The following is a 13,696-nucleotide window of genomic DNA, read 5'->3' as shown; positions in this document are numbered from 1 at the left end:
GAGGCCGAGGGCTGGGAGGCCGTGACGACGCGGCGGCTGGCGGAGGCGGTCGAGTACAGCCAGCCGGTGCTCTACCGAAATGTGGGCCAGTGCTCCCGCCTTCAGGCGGATGGTGTAGGCCCGCGCCCGAGTCCTCTCAAGGGTGCGAGCGTGCAGTGACCGGAACTGTTTGCGACGTCTCAACCACGTACGGTAAGGTTTCCGTGATCGAAGTGGCAAGCGACAACCAAGCTGGCCGTGAGATCACTTCCTGGATTCATCGGTACGACGAGGCCGCCGGACGGGCGGTGACAGGACGTGGAGACTTGCCGGTGGGCGGGTCAGTGAAGCGTCAAGCATCCTGTTCCACAGCTCGTGCTGCTTCGCGGCATGAGCTGCTGCGTAAGCAGCACGGGAATCCTTGCCTCTTCAGGGCAAGGAGCACGTCAAAGCCATTTCAAGGGCAAAGACGCGATCATGAGGGTCGTGGCCATCGAGGGCTTCGACGAACTGGCCGAGGCCGTCCGCCCGCACGCGCGCGGCGACGACCTCGGCCTGCTGACGGAGACGTACTGGGCGGCCCTGCACGGCCTGGTGACCCTGACGCGCGGCGGCAGGCTCCCGCGCGAGCAGCACGACCGCAGGCTCGCGCTGCTGCTGGCGCGCTTCACGGGGTAGCGGCCGGGTGCCGGGACGACGGATTCCGTGTTCTCTCCGGCACGCCACGTAGCAGTTTCACACTGAAAGGCCGAAGCGTCAGACGTTCATCGAAATATCGGGATTGTCGCGCATTTATGCCCTTAGTTCGAGAAATAAGGCTTTGCTCCTGGCTGGGAGAACATCCGGGGGGCCACCGCTAGCGTGGAGAACGTCCACAGCGCCCTCACGGTCCGATTCCGAGAGCGCTGAATCCCGGGAACGCCGTGCACGGCGCTACGGCCAGTCCCAGGCCGCGAGCCTGGGACTTCTCCTTCCACTCAGGAGCGATCCATGCTGAAACGACTTCTCGTCGCCGGCGCCATGGCCGCATCCACGCTCGTCATCAGCAGTCCGATCACCTCACAGCCCGCCAACGCCACCACCGACTCCCCGTGCACGGCCATCGCGCAGACCGCCGTGACGACCAGCGGCGCCGCGGCGAAGTGCCGCTGGCAGCAGCGCAAGGGCAAGTACTGCAAGTACTGCTACAGGCAGGGGCAGTGGCGGCAGGAGTCCTGCAAGAACATGAAGACGAAGCCCGAGCACATGAAGAGCGAGTACAAGAAGCGCGAGCACATGAAGAGCGAGTACAAAAAGCCCGAGCACATGAAGAGCGAGTACAAGGAGAAGACCGAGCACAAGAAGCCGCAGAGCCACATGTAACCGATGCGGCAGCACGCAAGGCGCCCCGCGAGGATCCCTCCCGCGGGGCGCCTCCGCGCGTCGGCCGGGTCAGGCGGGGATGGGCACCGGGGACCAGAGGCCGTCGATCTCGCGCCGCGCCGCAGCCAAGCTCTCGGTGGCCAGCGGGATCAGCTCCGCCATCTGGGGCGTCACCTTGGCCAGCGTCAGTTCGGCCGTGATGAACCGCGGCTCCAGCCCCGTCATGGCCAGCCCGTGCGGCAGCCACGGGGCGGCGTGGTCCCACCCCTCGCGGGGCGTGCCCTCGCCGTACCCGCCGCCCCGGCTGGCCAGCACGATGAACTCGCGGTCGGTCAGGAGCCCCGCGCCGGTCCCGGGGTCGTACGACAGCCCGGGGGCGATGAGGTGGTCCACCCAGGACTTGACGCTGCTGGGCGCGCCGAAGTTGTACAGCGGCAGCCCCAGCAGGATCGTGTCGGCCCGCTTGACCTCGTCGACCACCTGCTCGGCCAGCGCCCACGTCTCGGCCTGGGCGGAGGTGCGCTGCTCGGGCGGCAGCTTGCGCGCCAGCCAGCTCTCGTGGTCCAGGTGCGGCAGGGGAGAGGCGCCCAGGTCGCGGTAGGTGACCGTGCCGCCGGGGTGCGCGGCCTGCCAGGCGGCGGCCGCCTGGGAGCTGAGGATGCGGCTGGTGGAGTGGTCGCCCTGGATGCTCGAGTCGATGTGCAAGAGATGCGGCATATCGTTCTCCGTAGACAAATCGTTTGTGTTGCATCAATGATTAATGCTCGACCGATGATCCTGTCAAGCCGGTAGACTCCTGGCATGAGCGTCACCGACCGGACGGTCCACCGCTGCGGCCCGCTGCTCGACCATCTCGGCCGCCTGACGCGTCTGCGTGGCGAGTCCGTGCTGGCGCCACTCGGCCTGCGTCCGCGCCATCTCGTCGCGTTGACCGTGCTGCGCGACACCGGCTGCTCCACCCAGCAGGCGCTGGCCGCCAGCCTGGCCATGGACGGCACGAACGTCGTCGGGCTGCTCAACGACCTCGAAGGCGACAACCTGATCGAGCGGCGGCGCTCGCCGGAAGACCGCCGCCGTCACGTCGTGGAGCTCACGGAGGCCGGCCTCGAACGCCTGGCCAAGGCCGAGCTCGCCCTGGCGGCCGTGGAGGACGAAGTGCTCGCCAAGCTCGACCCGGAGCAGCGCAAGACGCTCTACGAACTGCTCCACCTGGCGGCCAGCAACCACACGGTCGACTGCACGACCGCCGCCGCCGACTGCTGACGGCTCCGCCCCCGATCATGGCAAGATGGCGGCCCATGACCGAGCCCGACTACCTCACCACGACCCGCGCCGACTACGACGGCGGAGCTGCCCGCACCGAGCCCGACCACCTCACTACAACCCGCGCCGACTACGACGGCGGAGCTGCCCTCTACACCGAGTTCATCGGCGAAGCCTTCCTCGCCAGCCCGCTCCACATCGCGATGTTCCCCGTCTTCGCCGAACTGGTACGGGCGAGCGGCGGCGGACTCGTGGCCGACGTCGGGTGCGGCCCCGGCCACGTCACCGCCCACCTGCACGGCCTGGGCGTGACGGCCTTCGGCATGGACCTGTCGCCGGAGATGATCAAGATCGCCCGTGCCGCCCACCCCGAGCTCCGCTTCGAGGTGGGGCTGATGAGCGCTATGGAGGTCGAGGACGGCTCCCTGGCCGGGGTCCTGTCCAACTACTCGATCATCCACACCCCGCCGGAACGGCTCCCCGAGACGTTCGCCGAGTTCCGCCGCGTGCTCGCGCCCGGCGGTCACGCGCTGGTCGCCTTCCAGGCCCACGACCATCCGAGCGAGGTGGCCGAGGCGTTCGACCACAAGATGTCGCCCGCCTACCGCTACTCACCCGACCGCGTGGCCGGCATGCTGCTCGACGCCGGGCTCGTCGAGGTGGCCCGGCTGGTCGTGGCCCCTGGCGAGGACCCGAACCGCGGGTTCCCGCAGGCGCACCTGCTCACCCGCCGCGTCACGACCACCTGACCGGTCGCGGAAGCACGGCTGGGCGCGGGCGCGCCCAGCCGCAGTTCGAGCACAATGGGGCCCATGAACGACTGGTTCACTGGGCGGACAATGCCGAGCTGACCAAGCGTTATTTCCGGGAGGTGCCCGGCGCCCGCAGAACCCATGTCCACGTGCGCGAACACGGCAGCTTCTCGCAGCAGGTGCCGTTGCTGACGCGTGACTACCTGCGGGCCCATCCCGATGTGGCGGCGGAGTTCGCGGAGGTGAAGCGGCGGTGCGCGCGGGAGTTCCGCGACGAGCGGCAGAAGTACGTCGCGGCCAAGGAGCCGTACGTGTGGGACATCCTGCGACGCGCCGACGCGTGGGCCCAGCGGGTCGGGTGGAGGCCGGGCCCGAGCGACGCGTGACAGGCGATGAACGTTCTGTCGTCCTCCTTCAGGCGCTCGACCGCCTCGGTTCGGGCGCGCGCCGTCGCATTGTTGCCACGAAACATTTTCATAAATGCCATAAATATCCGCATTGGTGGTGTCTTTCTACGCCCTAGCCGTACAAAAACGTAACGGCAGTAACTTCGGCGCGCTTCATTCCCCCTACGCTGTCCCCGTTCCACTGACGGCGAGGGAGGTCACGTGCTCGGACTCGACACCTGCGTGGCGGAGGTCATGTCCATCCCGGGGGCGCTGGACGCCATGCTGGTCGACCACACCAGCGGCATGGCGGTGGCCGTCAGCGGCGCCTCCGGGGCGGACGCCGCCCGGTCGGCCGCCGCCCTGACGGAGACGCTGCGCGCCACGACCGACGGTCTCGCCCGCGCCTGCCCCGGCGAGGTCGTGCGCATCGACGACATGCTCGTCACCACGGACAAGGGCCACCATCTGCTCAGGCCGTTGGAGACGGTCTTCGACGGGCCGCTGGTCATCTATCTCCGCCTTGACCTGGAACGATCCAACCTGGCCCTGGCCCGCCACCGCCTGCGCTCGATCTCCAGCCAGTTGACGACGTGAACCATGGCCACGCTCGACGCACTCCTGGCCGGGCTCGCGCGCGAGCGCTCCACGGGCGCGCTCCGGCTCGGCAGGAACGGCACGATCTTCCTGTCCGACGGGCGCGTGACGTACATGGAGTGCGCCCAGACGCCGAATGTCGAGCGGATGCTCACCGCCAGGGGCCGGATGACGGAGGCGGCGCTGCGCGGGCTCCAGGCCGACGGCGGCTGCGAGCGGCTCCTCGCCGAGGGGGCCGTCACGCGCGGCGAACTGCAGTACGCGGTGCTGGGCGTGGTCCTGGACGCGGCCTTCTTCCTGCTGCCGACCGGCGGAACACGGCCCAAGTTCCGCCCGGGGGAGCGGCACTGGCTGGGCGGGCAGTGGTTCTTCGACGTGGCGGGGCTGGTACGCGAGTGCGCGCGGCGGCGGGCGTGCCTCGCCGAGACCTGGCCGTCCGCGGACGTGGACATGCTGCCGGTGCGGCCCATGCCGTGGCTGCCAGGACACGCGGTGACGCTGACCCGGGTCCAGTGGGAAGTGGTCGTCGGGGCCGACCACAAGGCCACACCGCTGGAGCTGGCCAAGCAGATCGGCCGGTCGGGCTACTCGGTCCTGCTGGCGGTCCGGCAACTGGCGGCCGCGGGCCTGCTCGCCGCGCCCGACCCGGGTCGTGCCACGTCAGCGGAGAAGGGCCCGGCGCCCTCCACGGAGCCCGAAGCCGGGCGGCTGCCGAAGCGCGCCCGGCACCCCTACGCGCGGCCGCCCCACGACCCCGGGGCGGCGGCCCAGCCGCTCGGTCCGCCCGTCACGGGAGATCCGACCGATCTGGCGCTGCTGATGCGGCTGAAGAAGGCGCTTGAGGAGTTGTCGTGAGGTTCCGGGTGCGCAGGAGGAGGCCACCGGTGGAGTTGCGGGAACAGGTTCTGGAGGAAATGGCGCTCCTGCGCGAGCGCACGCCGGACGTGAACGGCAGCGTCGCCTGCACCGTGGACGGCCTGCAGATCGCCTGCGACCTCGAGGGAGACCGAGGCGAGCAGGCCGCGGCGCTGTCGGCGGCGCTGCTCGCGATGAGCAGGCGGATGCTGACCATGACCGGCAGGGGAGCGCTGGAAGAGACGCTCATCTCGGGCACCGCCGGTTTCGTGGCCTTCTACGCCGCCGGCCCCACCATCGTCCTCACAGTCCTGGCAGGTCCCGGCGCGAACGTCGGGCTGCTGCGGCTGGAGGGCAGGAAGACGGCTGCCGGAGTGGCCGCCGTCGCAGCGCGCAAGCACTGAACCATCCCCTGGCAGAAAAGGGCAGAAAGGGAGAAAGCAATGGCCAGCATGGACGTCTCTCTCAAGGAGATGATGACGATCGACGGCTCGATCGGAGCGGCGATCGTCGACCACGGCAGCGGCATGGCGCTGGGCGTACTCGGCGGTTCCAAGGAGATGGATCTGCAGATCGCCGCCGCGGGCAACACCGAGGTGGTCAAGGCCAAGCTCCGCACGATGGACTCGCTCGGCATCAAGGACAGCATCGAGGACATCCTCATCACGCTGGGCGGCCAATACCACATCATCCGGCCGATCACCGGGCGCGGGGGCAAGGGGCTCTTCCTCTACCTGGCGCTCGACCGGGGGCGCGCCAACCTGGCCCTGGCCCGCCACCAGCTTCGGGCCATCGAGGAGAAGCTCGAGGTCTGATCCGGAGCCGTGCGTGGCCCGTGCGGGCGCGGCCACGGGTCACGCACGCATCACACGAGGGGGGTGGCGCGCATGCCGACGTACACGCACTTCGTGCCGGTCGACAGCGTGGAGAAGACGACGGGCATGTAGTCCTCGCTGAAGGACGGCCCCGCTCCGGCGGCGGCGAACACGCCCGGCGACACCGGCGTCAGCTCCATGTCCAGGGGCGGCGACAGGTCCTTCATGCCGTCCACGAACTCGTAGCGCATCCGCCCGTCGCCGGTGACGGTGATCACGACACCTTCGCGCTTGTACACGCCCGCGTACGGCGTGAGGTCGACGGTGATCGGCTGGGCCGGCGGGCCGAACGGGGCGGGCATCGTCACCCCGGCGAGCTCGCCGAGCAGCTCGCGGAACAGGTCGGCGTACAGCAGGCGGGCGCTGCCGCCGTTGGTGAGCAGGACGAGGGCGAGGTTCGCCTGGGGGACGACCCGCAGGTAGGCGTACTGGCCGATGGAGGCGCCGTCGTGGCCGTAGCCGGCGACGCCGTCCCAGTCGTACAGGGTCCAGCCCAGGCCCCAGCCGTCGGCGGAGACGGTCCACTTGTCGGGGACGTCGACCTCCCTGTGCTGCATGGCGGCGACCGCGGCGGCGGACAGGACGCGGGTGCCGTCGGGGGCGGTGCCGCCGTCCAGGTGCATGCGGGCCAAGCGGGCCACGTCCCCGGCGGAGATGAGGACCCGGCCGTACGGTCCGGCCGAGCGCGGCATCAGGTCCCAGGCCGGGGCCGGATCGGGGTCGGCGCCGCCCTCGCCCAGGTGGCTCATGGCGACACGGAAGCGCAGCGCCTCCTCCGGCAGCGTCATCGAGTGTTCCAGGCCGAGCGGGGTGAAGAGCAGGTCTTTGAGCGCCTGGTCCCAGGTGGTGCCGGTCAGGACCTCGACGAGGCGGCCCAGGACGACGTAGCCGAGGCTGCCGTACGAGACCGCGGTGCCCGGCGGACAGTCCAGGGCGACGTTTCTGGCGGCTTCGACGTATTTGGCCAGGCAGTCGTCGCCTCGGCCCGAGTCGTGGGTGAAGTCGTTGGTGACGCCGCCGGTGTGGGACAACAACTGGCGGGGGGTGATCGTCCTGGTCGCCTCGGGGTCCGGCGTGGCGAACTCGGGCAGCACGTCCACCACCGGCGCGTCCAGGTCCAGCCGGCCCTCGTCGGCCAGGCGCATGATGAGCGTGGCGGTGTAGACCTTGGCGATCGAGCCCGACTGGAAGATCGAGTCCGTGGTCACCTCGACTCCGGTGCCGCGGTGCAGCACGCCGCCGGCCAGCTCGTGCAGGTGGCCGTCGGCCAGCACCGCCAGCGACGCGCCGGGCACGTGGTGGGCGGCGCGCAGCTCGTCCAGGCGGGCCTGCCAGCGGTCGCGGTCGAAGCTCCGGCCGGCCGAGTCCAGGGCTCCCCAGTTGCCGTCGGTGTCCCACGTGAAGGTGCCGGACATGATCGTTCTCCTTAGAGGCAAGGTTCCTGCGTGTACGGTGTTCCTTTGCTGCGAACACTGTGCGCATCAGCGTACATGATTTGCCGCCTTGTGTGTGCCCCGGAGGGCGGTGGCACGCTCAAGCATCCGAGCCGGCCGGAAACGGACCCGATCCGCGCGCCCTGGGCGTCCCCGCGAACCCCTCCACCGGCGGTTGAGACTTGCCCAGCGCCGTTGCCCGGTGAAGGCCGCAAAAGTCTCCGGGAACGGTTCAACGACAGGGTTGACGGCATGACCACTGAAGACCTCGCCCCACCCGCCTGGCGGGAACTGCTCGGCCGCGAGCACGCCGGCGCCGCGACCGTGCTGGCCGGCGGCGTGCTCGCCGGCGCGATCAACATCTACCTGGCGGCCAGCCTGCTGCCGACCGCCGTGGCCGACCTCGGCGGCGCCGGTTTCTACGCGTGGAACATGACGATCTACCTGGTCGCCATGGTGATCGCGACGATGCTCACCGGCCGGTTCCTGTCCCGATGGGGCAACGTCGGCGCCTACCTCATCGGCTTCGCCACGTTCTCGGCCGGCTCGCTGGCCTGCGCCCTCAGCCCGGCGATGGCGATGCTGCTGGCCTCCAGGGGCGTGCAGGGGCTCGGCGCCGGGCTGCTGTCCGGCCTGGGGTACGCCGTCATCCGATCGGCGCTGCCGCCCAGGCTCTGGACCCGCGGCACCGCGCTGATCTCGGCGATGTACGGCGTCGGCAACTTCGCCCGTCCGGCGCTGGGCGGGCTGTTCGCCCAGTTCGGGTCGTGGCGGCCGGCGTTCGCGGTGATGGCGGTGATCGGGGCCGGGTGCGGCGCGATCGTGCCCCGAGTCCTGCCGCGCGGCGAACGCGGCGGCGCCCGCGTGCCGGTCCCGGCCGTGTCGCTGCTGCTCGTCACGGCCGCCGCCGGGGCCGTGAGCGTGGCGGGGGTCGTGTCCGGCACGACAGCCAAGGCCGCGGGCATCGGCGTGGCGCTGCTGCTGATGGCCGGGTTCGTTTTCCACGAGCGGCGCAGCGACCTGCGGGTCTTCCCGCGCACGACGTACCTGCCCGGTTCGTCGTTGAAGTGGGTCTACCTGACGCTGGGACTGCTGGCCTTCGGCGTCGCGGTCGAGTCGTTCCTGCCGCTGTTCGGCCAGCGGCTGGCCGGGCTGCCCCCGCTCGTGGCCGGGTTCTTCGCCGCGGCCATCTCGCTCGGCTGGTCGCTGGCCCAGATCGGCAGCTCGTCGGTGACCGGGCAGCGCGCGGTGGGCCGGTTGCGCGTGCTCGGCCCGCTGCTGCTCGCCCTCGGCCTGCTCGTCCAGGGGCTGCTGCAGCGGGCCGACACGCCGATCTGGCTGGTGGCGGTCTGGGTGCCGGTGCTGTTCGTCGCCGGCGCGGGCGTCGGCCTGGCCTATCCGCACCTGGCCGTGGCCGCCATGGCCAGCACCGAGGACCCGGAGGAGGGCCGCAGGGCCGCGGCGGCGCTGGCCACGGTGACGAGCCTGTCGATCGCGTTCGGGACGGCGGTCGCGGGGGTCCTGGTCAACCTGGGTGGCGGCTCGATGCTCGACGCGGCACGGTACGTGCTGTTCGGCTTCGCGGCCGTCTGCGCCGTCGGCGCGTTGACGGCGAACGCCGCGGGCCGCCGCTGATCAGTCGATGAGGTCGTCGTACCACTGGGGGGTGCGAACCCTGAGCGGGCTGGCGCCGGGGCCGGGAGTGACGTAGAGGTCGACGGTGTCGGAGCTGCGGAAGCGGGTGCCGTCCACGATCCAGTCGTCCTTGATCCGATCGGCGGAGACGATCTGGTCGAAGAAGCCGGCCCCGTCGGAGTCTTTCTCCTGGATCCACAGCAGGCGATAGGCGGTTTTGAGGCCCCGCCGCCGCAGCTCGGCCCGCACGTCGACGACGGTCTTGCCGCGGCTGGTGTAGCCCTTTATGGCTTCTTCTCCGGACATGACGTCGTAGGCGCGGTCGTCCGCGTAGGGCTCCCCGGGCTTGGCGGCGCGGCCGACGCCGAACACGACGAGCTGCTTCAGGCCCGCGGGCAGCCAGACCTTGCCGCAGAACGCCGACTGGCACGGCGTCACGGTGACCCCCACGCTTCCCGGTCCCTTGAACCCCTCAGGAACGATCGGTCCGATCAGTTGACCCACCTCTTCGGGCGCCACCGGGATGACCTTCACCCGGACGTTCAGCCCGACCGCGCGGAACGCCTCCTCGAACTGGCGATAATCGGCCGTGGGGTCGGTGATGGTGACGTTGACGTAGTCATCGGCCCTGGCGAGGGAGACGGCCGCGTTGGCGTACTCCGTGGCCGGGCCGTGGGCGGGCAGCCCGACACCGATGGCGATGGCCGCGGCCACGGCCGTCACCGCCGAAAGGAGCACGGGCAGACGACGCGGAACCGTCCACCGCCGCTGCGGGGTCTCCATGATCGCGGCACGCAGTTCGCGGGCCGCCGGCCCCTGTGCCGGCGGCTGCGGTGCGCGGTCGATGGCCTTCACCAGCCTGTCGATGTCGTTCATGCTTCCCCCATCGCGATCGTCGACGACGGCTCACGCACCAGCAGTGCCGCCAGTCTCTTGCGGGCACGGTGCAGGCGGGTTCTGGCGGCGATCGCCGTGCAGCCCACCACTTCGGCGATCTCCTCGCCGGTCAGCTCCTCCCAGCAGGCCAGCGCGAGCACCTCGCGATCCCGCTCGGGTAACGCCTCGAAGGCGGCCCGTACGTGATCGAGGTCGACCGGCGTCACCGGCCGTTCCGCGGCGAGCTCGTCGCGGAGCCGGTCGGCGAGCTCCGAGCGGCGCGTCGCCCCGCGCCGCTGGTTGGCCAGCACGCGGCGGGCCACGCCGTACAACCACAGCAGCGCCCGCTCGCCCTCGGGCACGTCGCGGATGCGCCGCCAGGCGGTCAGGAACGTCTCCGAGATGATGTCGGCCGTGTCGTCGGGCGATCCGGTACGCCGGGCGGCGTACTGGTGGATCGCCGGATAGTAGGCGTCATAGATCGCCTCGAAGCGATCTTGTCGGGTCACAGAGTCTCCTAGCGAAAGGTGCCGGACACCCGGGTAAGTGTCCGGCGCCTTCCCGCGTGTTGCAGGACGCCCGGCGAATCGGCGCCTTCTCGCGGAACGACCCCGTTCAGACAGGTGTGAACGCCCGGCGGGCGTGGCCGAGCAGCGCGCGTACCGCGGGGCCGTGCGTCGCCCGCCATGCCAGCGCGAGCAGGGCGGGCTCCGTGGCGTCGTCGATGAGCAGGGCGGTCAGCCGGTCGCGGTAGCGGGCCGCCATCGACTCGCTGAGCACGCCCACGGCGATCCCGCGCCCGGCCAGGTCGGCGATGGCGTCGGCGGCGCTGGCCTGCAGCGCGATCGCCGGACTCACGTCCAGGGCGGCGCAGGCCCGGTCGAACACCGTCCGCAGGCCCGTGCCCAGAGGCATGCACACGATCGGGTACGCGGCCAGGTCGCGCAGCCGCACCCGTGACCGTCCCGCCAGCGGGTGCCCCGGCGGGACGGTCACGACGAGGCGTTCGCTGACGATCGTGAACGTCTCCAGCCCCTCGGGGACGGCCCCAGCCGTGCCCACGAGGGCCAGGTCGACGGCGCCCCCGCGCACCCCGTCGATGAGCCGGTCGGAGTTGTCCTCCAGCAGCGTGAGTTCCACCCCCGGATGCGCGCCGTGGAAGGCGGCGAGCGCGTCGAACAGCGGGGTGACGGTGCAGCCGACGACCATCCCGACCGTCAGCCGCCCTTTGATCACGTCGGCCACCTCGCCCACGGCCTGGCCGACCGCGCCGGCCGCCGCCAGCGCGGCGCGGGCGTGCTCCAGCGCGACCCGTCCGGCGACGGTGAGCGTGGCGCCGCGCCCCGAGCGGTCGAACAGCTCCGCGCCGAGCTCGCGTTCGAGCTGGCGGATCTGGGCGCTGACGCCGGACTGGCTGATGCGCACCCGTTCGGCGGCCCGCGTGAAGTTCTGCTCCTCGGCGACGGCGACGAAGTACTCGAGCTGCCTCAGTTCCATGACTGGAAATTCTAGCTTCTATCAGAACCATCTGTTGGACTTCTGGCCAGGCGGGCGGCAGGCTTGACCGCATGAATCCCACCTATGACAAGGCCATGCGGCCCGAAGACCTCACCCGCCTGTTCGTCGAGCGCTCCAACGCCGGGGACGCGGCCGGCGTCGCCGAGCTCTACGAGCCGGACGCGGTGCTGGCCTACCCGCCGGGCAGTCAGACCGCAGGCCGGGAGGCGATCCGCGAGCTGTGGGAGAAGGTGCTGGCAGGGCGGCCGCGCTTCGAACCGGAGGAGCCGCTGCCGACGCTGATCCTCGGCGACATCGCGCTCACCTCGACCCCGCCGAAGGACGGCGCGGGCGCCCGCGCGCAGGTCGTACGCCGCCAGCCCGACGGGAGCTGGCTGCGGATCATCGACCAGCCCGAGTTCGTCACCAGGTGACGGTGGCACAGCGGCCCGCAACGGGCGAGGGCGTCGTCGTCATCGGGGCCTTCTTCCCGCGGACATGTGCCGCATCCCCTGGCGGATGACCTCGGCCTGAGCCGGCGCCAGTCCTTCGAGGAACGGCGCGAGCATCTCCGGGTGCCAGTCGGGCGGCGGAGGGTCGGCGAGCAGGTACGTCAGGGTGTATTCGGCGAGCATCTCGGCCAGCGGCGCGATCCGGGGGTCGTCGGGCGCGGCCTCGGCCAGCTCGTCGAGCCTGCGGTAGAACTCCTGGCCGCGGGCCCTCGTCTCGGGATCGGCGGCGACCTGGTCGAGCACCGTGAACGCGCGTTCCCTGGCCGGCGGGGCGGCCATGCTGTCCATCAGCACCAGCAGGTCGCGGTCCCAGGCGGAGGCCCTGGACGCGGGCAGCTCCACCTGGCGCAGGAACTCCACCAGGTCGGGCGAGGCGGTGTCGTAGGGGCGCAGCGTCCCGTCCTCCGCCCGCTGGAGCACCTCGGCCAGCCGGGCGCGCCTGATCTGGATCTCGCGCTCCTGCCTGGCCAGGTCGGCGTCGATCTCGGCGAGGATCTCGGGCAGTTCCCTGGACTCGTCGTCGGCGATCACGTCACGCGCCTCGTCCAGGCTGAGCCCGAGTTCGACGAGGCGGCGGACGCGGGCCAGGGCGACGGCGTCACGCATGCCGTACTCCCGGTAGCCGTTGGCCAGGCGGGGCGGCTCGGGCAGGATGCCCTGATGGTGGTAGTACCGCACGGTCCGGGTGGACACCCCGAGCAGCGCGGCGAGTTCTCCTATCCGCATGTTCCCAGTTAAGACCCTGACGTCACGTCAACGTCAACGGGGTGGACCGCGATCACCCGGACCAGACCAGAACGTCGGCGGACTGGTCGCCCCGATAAACAAGTGGCATTCCCGCAATGCCTCCGGTTATCGTTGAACCACAACACGGAAAACGTACGAGAAAGGCCATCCCATGCTGATCGCAGCCCTCGCACTCGGGCCGGAACGGCGCCTCCGCCGCCGTTCCCTGGTGCTCGGCCGCGCCGGCATCGGACGGCCTCCGGGATAATCCTTTCAAGGATCGTCTCGAGGCCGCCGGGTGTCCCGCCCGGCGGCCTTTCTCTTTCCTTCCCGGGCTGATGGTGAAAAGGCATCACACCTGCCTTGCAAGCAGGAGTTCAGGTTTCGAGATCCTGTCGGTCCACGCCGCAGAGGCCGAAGTGGAAAGGCGGCTGGCTTCCACCCAGCAGGACGGGGTTCGAGTCCCCGCTGCGGCTTCACGCGTCCGTAGCCCAATGGCAGAGGCACCGGTCTTAGGAACCGGACGGTGCGGGTTCGAATCCCGCCGGACGTACGAAATGAAAGGCCCCGTTGGTCCAGCGGTCAGGACGCCCGGCTTTCAACCGGGAAATCGCCGGTTCGAGTCCGGTACGGGGTATCGGCCCTATAGCTCAATGGACAGAGCGCCGGCCTACGAAGCCGGGTCCGTTGCAGGTTCGAATCCTGCTGGGGCCACTGAATGAATGACCACGGCCTGTAGCTCAGGTGGTCAGAGCGCCGGTTTCACACACCGGATGTCGCAGGTTCGAGTCCTGCCGGGCCGACCACTTCTGTTTGCGCGCCCGCCCCCGTCCGGAGGCGTCGATATACCGGTTGACAGATCTTGCGCCGGGCGCGTGTAATGGCGGTCGCGTCGCGTGACGCCGGCCCGGAGGACGGCGGCGGCATGGAGGCGCCGAATCAAGGGGG

The 13,696-nt window shown here is 70.5% G+C and carries 18 protein-coding genes and 6 tRNA genes; 18 read left to right on the top strand and 6 right to left on the bottom strand.

Annotation, left to right across the window (positions count from 1 at the left end; genetic code table 11):
- The first annotated feature begins 21 nt into the window (after nt 1-21).
- The 3 genes from ACFOY2_RS47790 to ACFOY2_RS47780 all read left to right on the top strand — a co-directional run bounded on the left by ACFOY2_RS47790 (nt 22) and on the right by ACFOY2_RS47780 (nt 1,341).
- A complete protein-coding gene (locus tag ACFOY2_RS47790) occupies nt 22-159 on the top strand; it encodes a hypothetical protein (RefSeq protein WP_379534806.1) in 138 nt (45 codons plus the stop codon).
- A gap of 297 nt (nt 160-456) precedes the next feature.
- The gene (locus ACFOY2_RS47785) at nt 457-657 is read left to right on the top strand and encodes a hypothetical protein (RefSeq protein WP_379534805.1); all 201 of its coding nucleotides are present in this window, start codon (nt 457-459) and stop codon (nt 655-657) included.
- A gap of 312 nt (nt 658-969) precedes the next feature.
- Complete coding sequence (locus ACFOY2_RS47780) at nt 970-1,341, top strand: hypothetical protein (protein ID WP_379534804.1); 372 nt, start codon at nt 970-972, stop codon at nt 1,339-1,341.
- A gap of 69 nt (nt 1,342-1,410) precedes the next feature.
- Here ACFOY2_RS47780 and ACFOY2_RS47775 read toward each other — a convergent pair whose 3' ends face one another.
- Nucleotides 1,411-2,058 (bottom strand): FMN-dependent NADH-azoreductase, encoded by a 648-nt coding sequence (locus ACFOY2_RS47775; protein ID WP_379534803.1) that lies wholly within the window; start codon nt 2,056-2,058, stop codon nt 1,411-1,413.
- An 84-nt stretch (nt 2,059-2,142) separates the two neighbouring features.
- Here ACFOY2_RS47775 and ACFOY2_RS47770 point away from each other — a divergent pair, with 84 nt between their 5' ends.
- From ACFOY2_RS47770 to ACFOY2_RS47740, 7 genes are all read left to right on the top strand, one after another.
- On the top strand, nt 2,143-2,604 hold the full coding sequence (locus tag ACFOY2_RS47770; protein ID WP_379534802.1) for a MarR family winged helix-turn-helix transcriptional regulator: 462 nt from the start codon (nt 2,143-2,145) through the stop codon (nt 2,602-2,604).
- A gap of 35 nt (nt 2,605-2,639) precedes the next feature.
- Nucleotides 2,640-3,353 carry a class I SAM-dependent methyltransferase gene (locus ACFOY2_RS47765; protein ID WP_379534801.1) on the top strand — a complete coding sequence of 238 codons (714 nt, stop codon included), beginning with the start codon at nt 2,640-2,642 and terminating at the stop codon, nt 3,351-3,353.
- Nucleotides 3,350-3,742 (top strand): GrpB family protein, encoded by a 393-nt coding sequence (locus ACFOY2_RS47760; RefSeq protein ID WP_379534872.1) that lies wholly within the window; start codon nt 3,350-3,352, stop codon nt 3,740-3,742. The genes ACFOY2_RS47765 and ACFOY2_RS47760 overlap by 4 nt, the downstream gene beginning before the upstream one ends.
- A gap of 222 nt (nt 3,743-3,964) precedes the next feature.
- Nucleotides 3,965-4,339: a roadblock/LC7 domain-containing protein gene (locus ACFOY2_RS47755; protein ID WP_379534800.1), complete on the top strand. Its 375-nt coding sequence runs from the start codon at nt 3,965-3,967 to the stop codon at nt 4,337-4,339.
- Between the two features lie 3 nt (nt 4,340-4,342).
- Nucleotides 4,343-5,194: a hypothetical protein gene (locus tag ACFOY2_RS47750; RefSeq protein WP_379534799.1), complete on the top strand. Its 852-nt coding sequence runs from the start codon at nt 4,343-4,345 to the stop codon at nt 5,192-5,194.
- On the top strand, nt 5,191-5,598 hold the full coding sequence (locus ACFOY2_RS47745; RefSeq protein WP_379534798.1) for a roadblock/LC7 domain-containing protein: 408 nt from the start codon (nt 5,191-5,193) through the stop codon (nt 5,596-5,598). Before ACFOY2_RS47750 ends, ACFOY2_RS47745 begins: the two co-directional genes overlap by 4 nt.
- A 39-nt stretch (nt 5,599-5,637) precedes the next feature.
- Nucleotides 5,638-6,009, top strand: a complete 372-nt coding sequence (locus ACFOY2_RS47740; protein ID WP_379534797.1) for a hypothetical protein — start codon at nt 5,638-5,640, stop codon at nt 6,007-6,009.
- Nucleotides 6,010-6,059: 50 nt separating this feature from the next.
- On the opposite strand, the gene ACFOY2_RS47735 is transcribed toward ACFOY2_RS47740, so the two are convergent.
- A complete protein-coding gene (locus tag ACFOY2_RS47735) occupies nt 6,060-7,484 on the bottom strand; it encodes a serine hydrolase domain-containing protein (RefSeq protein ID WP_379534796.1) in 1,425 nt (474 codons plus the stop codon).
- A 270-nt stretch (nt 7,485-7,754) separates the two neighbouring features.
- On the opposite strand from ACFOY2_RS47735, the gene ACFOY2_RS47730 reads away from it, so the two are divergent.
- Nucleotides 7,755-9,137, top strand: a complete 1,383-nt coding sequence (locus tag ACFOY2_RS47730; RefSeq protein WP_379534795.1) for an MFS transporter — start codon at nt 7,755-7,757, stop codon at nt 9,135-9,137.
- On the opposite strand, the gene ACFOY2_RS47725 is transcribed toward ACFOY2_RS47730, so the two are convergent.
- The 3 genes from ACFOY2_RS47725 to ACFOY2_RS47715 all read right to left on the bottom strand — a co-directional run bounded on the left by ACFOY2_RS47725 (nt 9,138) and on the right by ACFOY2_RS47715 (nt 11,510).
- On the bottom strand, nt 9,138-10,013 hold the full coding sequence (locus tag ACFOY2_RS47725; protein WP_379534794.1) for a hypothetical protein: 876 nt from the start codon (nt 10,011-10,013) through the stop codon (nt 9,138-9,140).
- Nucleotides 10,010-10,522 (bottom strand): RNA polymerase sigma factor, encoded by a 513-nt coding sequence (locus ACFOY2_RS47720; RefSeq protein WP_379534793.1) that lies wholly within the window; start codon nt 10,520-10,522, stop codon nt 10,010-10,012. The genes ACFOY2_RS47725 and ACFOY2_RS47720 overlap by 4 nt, the downstream gene beginning before the upstream one ends.
- A 106-nt stretch (nt 10,523-10,628) precedes the next feature.
- The gene (locus ACFOY2_RS47715; RefSeq protein WP_379534792.1) at nt 10,629-11,510 is read right to left on the bottom strand and encodes a LysR family transcriptional regulator; all 882 of its coding nucleotides are present in this window, start codon (nt 11,508-11,510) and stop codon (nt 10,629-10,631) included.
- A gap of 71 nt (nt 11,511-11,581) precedes the next feature.
- Between ACFOY2_RS47715 and ACFOY2_RS47710 the strand changes: the two genes are divergently transcribed.
- The gene (locus ACFOY2_RS47710) at nt 11,582-11,944 is read left to right on the top strand and encodes a YybH family protein (RefSeq protein ID WP_379534791.1); all 363 of its coding nucleotides are present in this window, start codon (nt 11,582-11,584) and stop codon (nt 11,942-11,944) included.
- Between the two features lie 39 nt (nt 11,945-11,983).
- Here ACFOY2_RS47710 and ACFOY2_RS47705 read toward each other — a convergent pair whose 3' ends face one another.
- Nucleotides 11,984-12,748 (bottom strand): MerR family transcriptional regulator, encoded by a 765-nt coding sequence (locus ACFOY2_RS47705; protein ID WP_379534790.1) that lies wholly within the window; start codon nt 12,746-12,748, stop codon nt 11,984-11,986.
- 332 nt (nt 12,749-13,080) lie between these two features.
- On the opposite strand from ACFOY2_RS47705, the gene ACFOY2_RS47700 reads away from it, so the two are divergent.
- From ACFOY2_RS47700 to ACFOY2_RS47675, 6 genes are all read left to right on the top strand, one after another.
- A tRNA-Ala gene (locus tag ACFOY2_RS47700) sits at nt 13,081-13,151 on the top strand.
- A gap of 1 nt (nt 13,152) precedes the next feature.
- A tRNA-Gly gene (locus ACFOY2_RS47695) sits at nt 13,153-13,224 on the top strand.
- Nucleotides 13,225-13,228: 4 nt separating this feature from the next.
- A tRNA-Leu gene (locus tag ACFOY2_RS47690) sits at nt 13,229-13,301 on the top strand.
- A gap of 11 nt (nt 13,302-13,312) precedes the next feature.
- Nucleotides 13,313-13,385: transfer RNA gene (locus ACFOY2_RS47685), tRNA-Glu, on the top strand.
- A gap of 2 nt (nt 13,386-13,387) precedes the next feature.
- Nucleotides 13,388-13,462 (top strand) — tRNA-Arg (locus ACFOY2_RS47680).
- A 15-nt stretch (nt 13,463-13,477) separates the two neighbouring features.
- Nucleotides 13,478-13,554: transfer RNA gene (locus tag ACFOY2_RS47675), tRNA-Val, on the top strand.
- Nucleotides 13,555-13,696: the final 142 nt, after the last annotated feature.

Source organism: Nonomuraea purpurea (assembly GCF_042650645.1).
In the GTDB taxonomy this organism is placed as follows: Bacteria; Actinomycetota; Actinomycetes; order Streptosporangiales; family Streptosporangiaceae; genus Nonomuraea; species Nonomuraea purpurea.
Note: the sequence above shows the minus strand (reverse complement) of the source record. Positions and strands in the feature narration are given on the sequence as shown.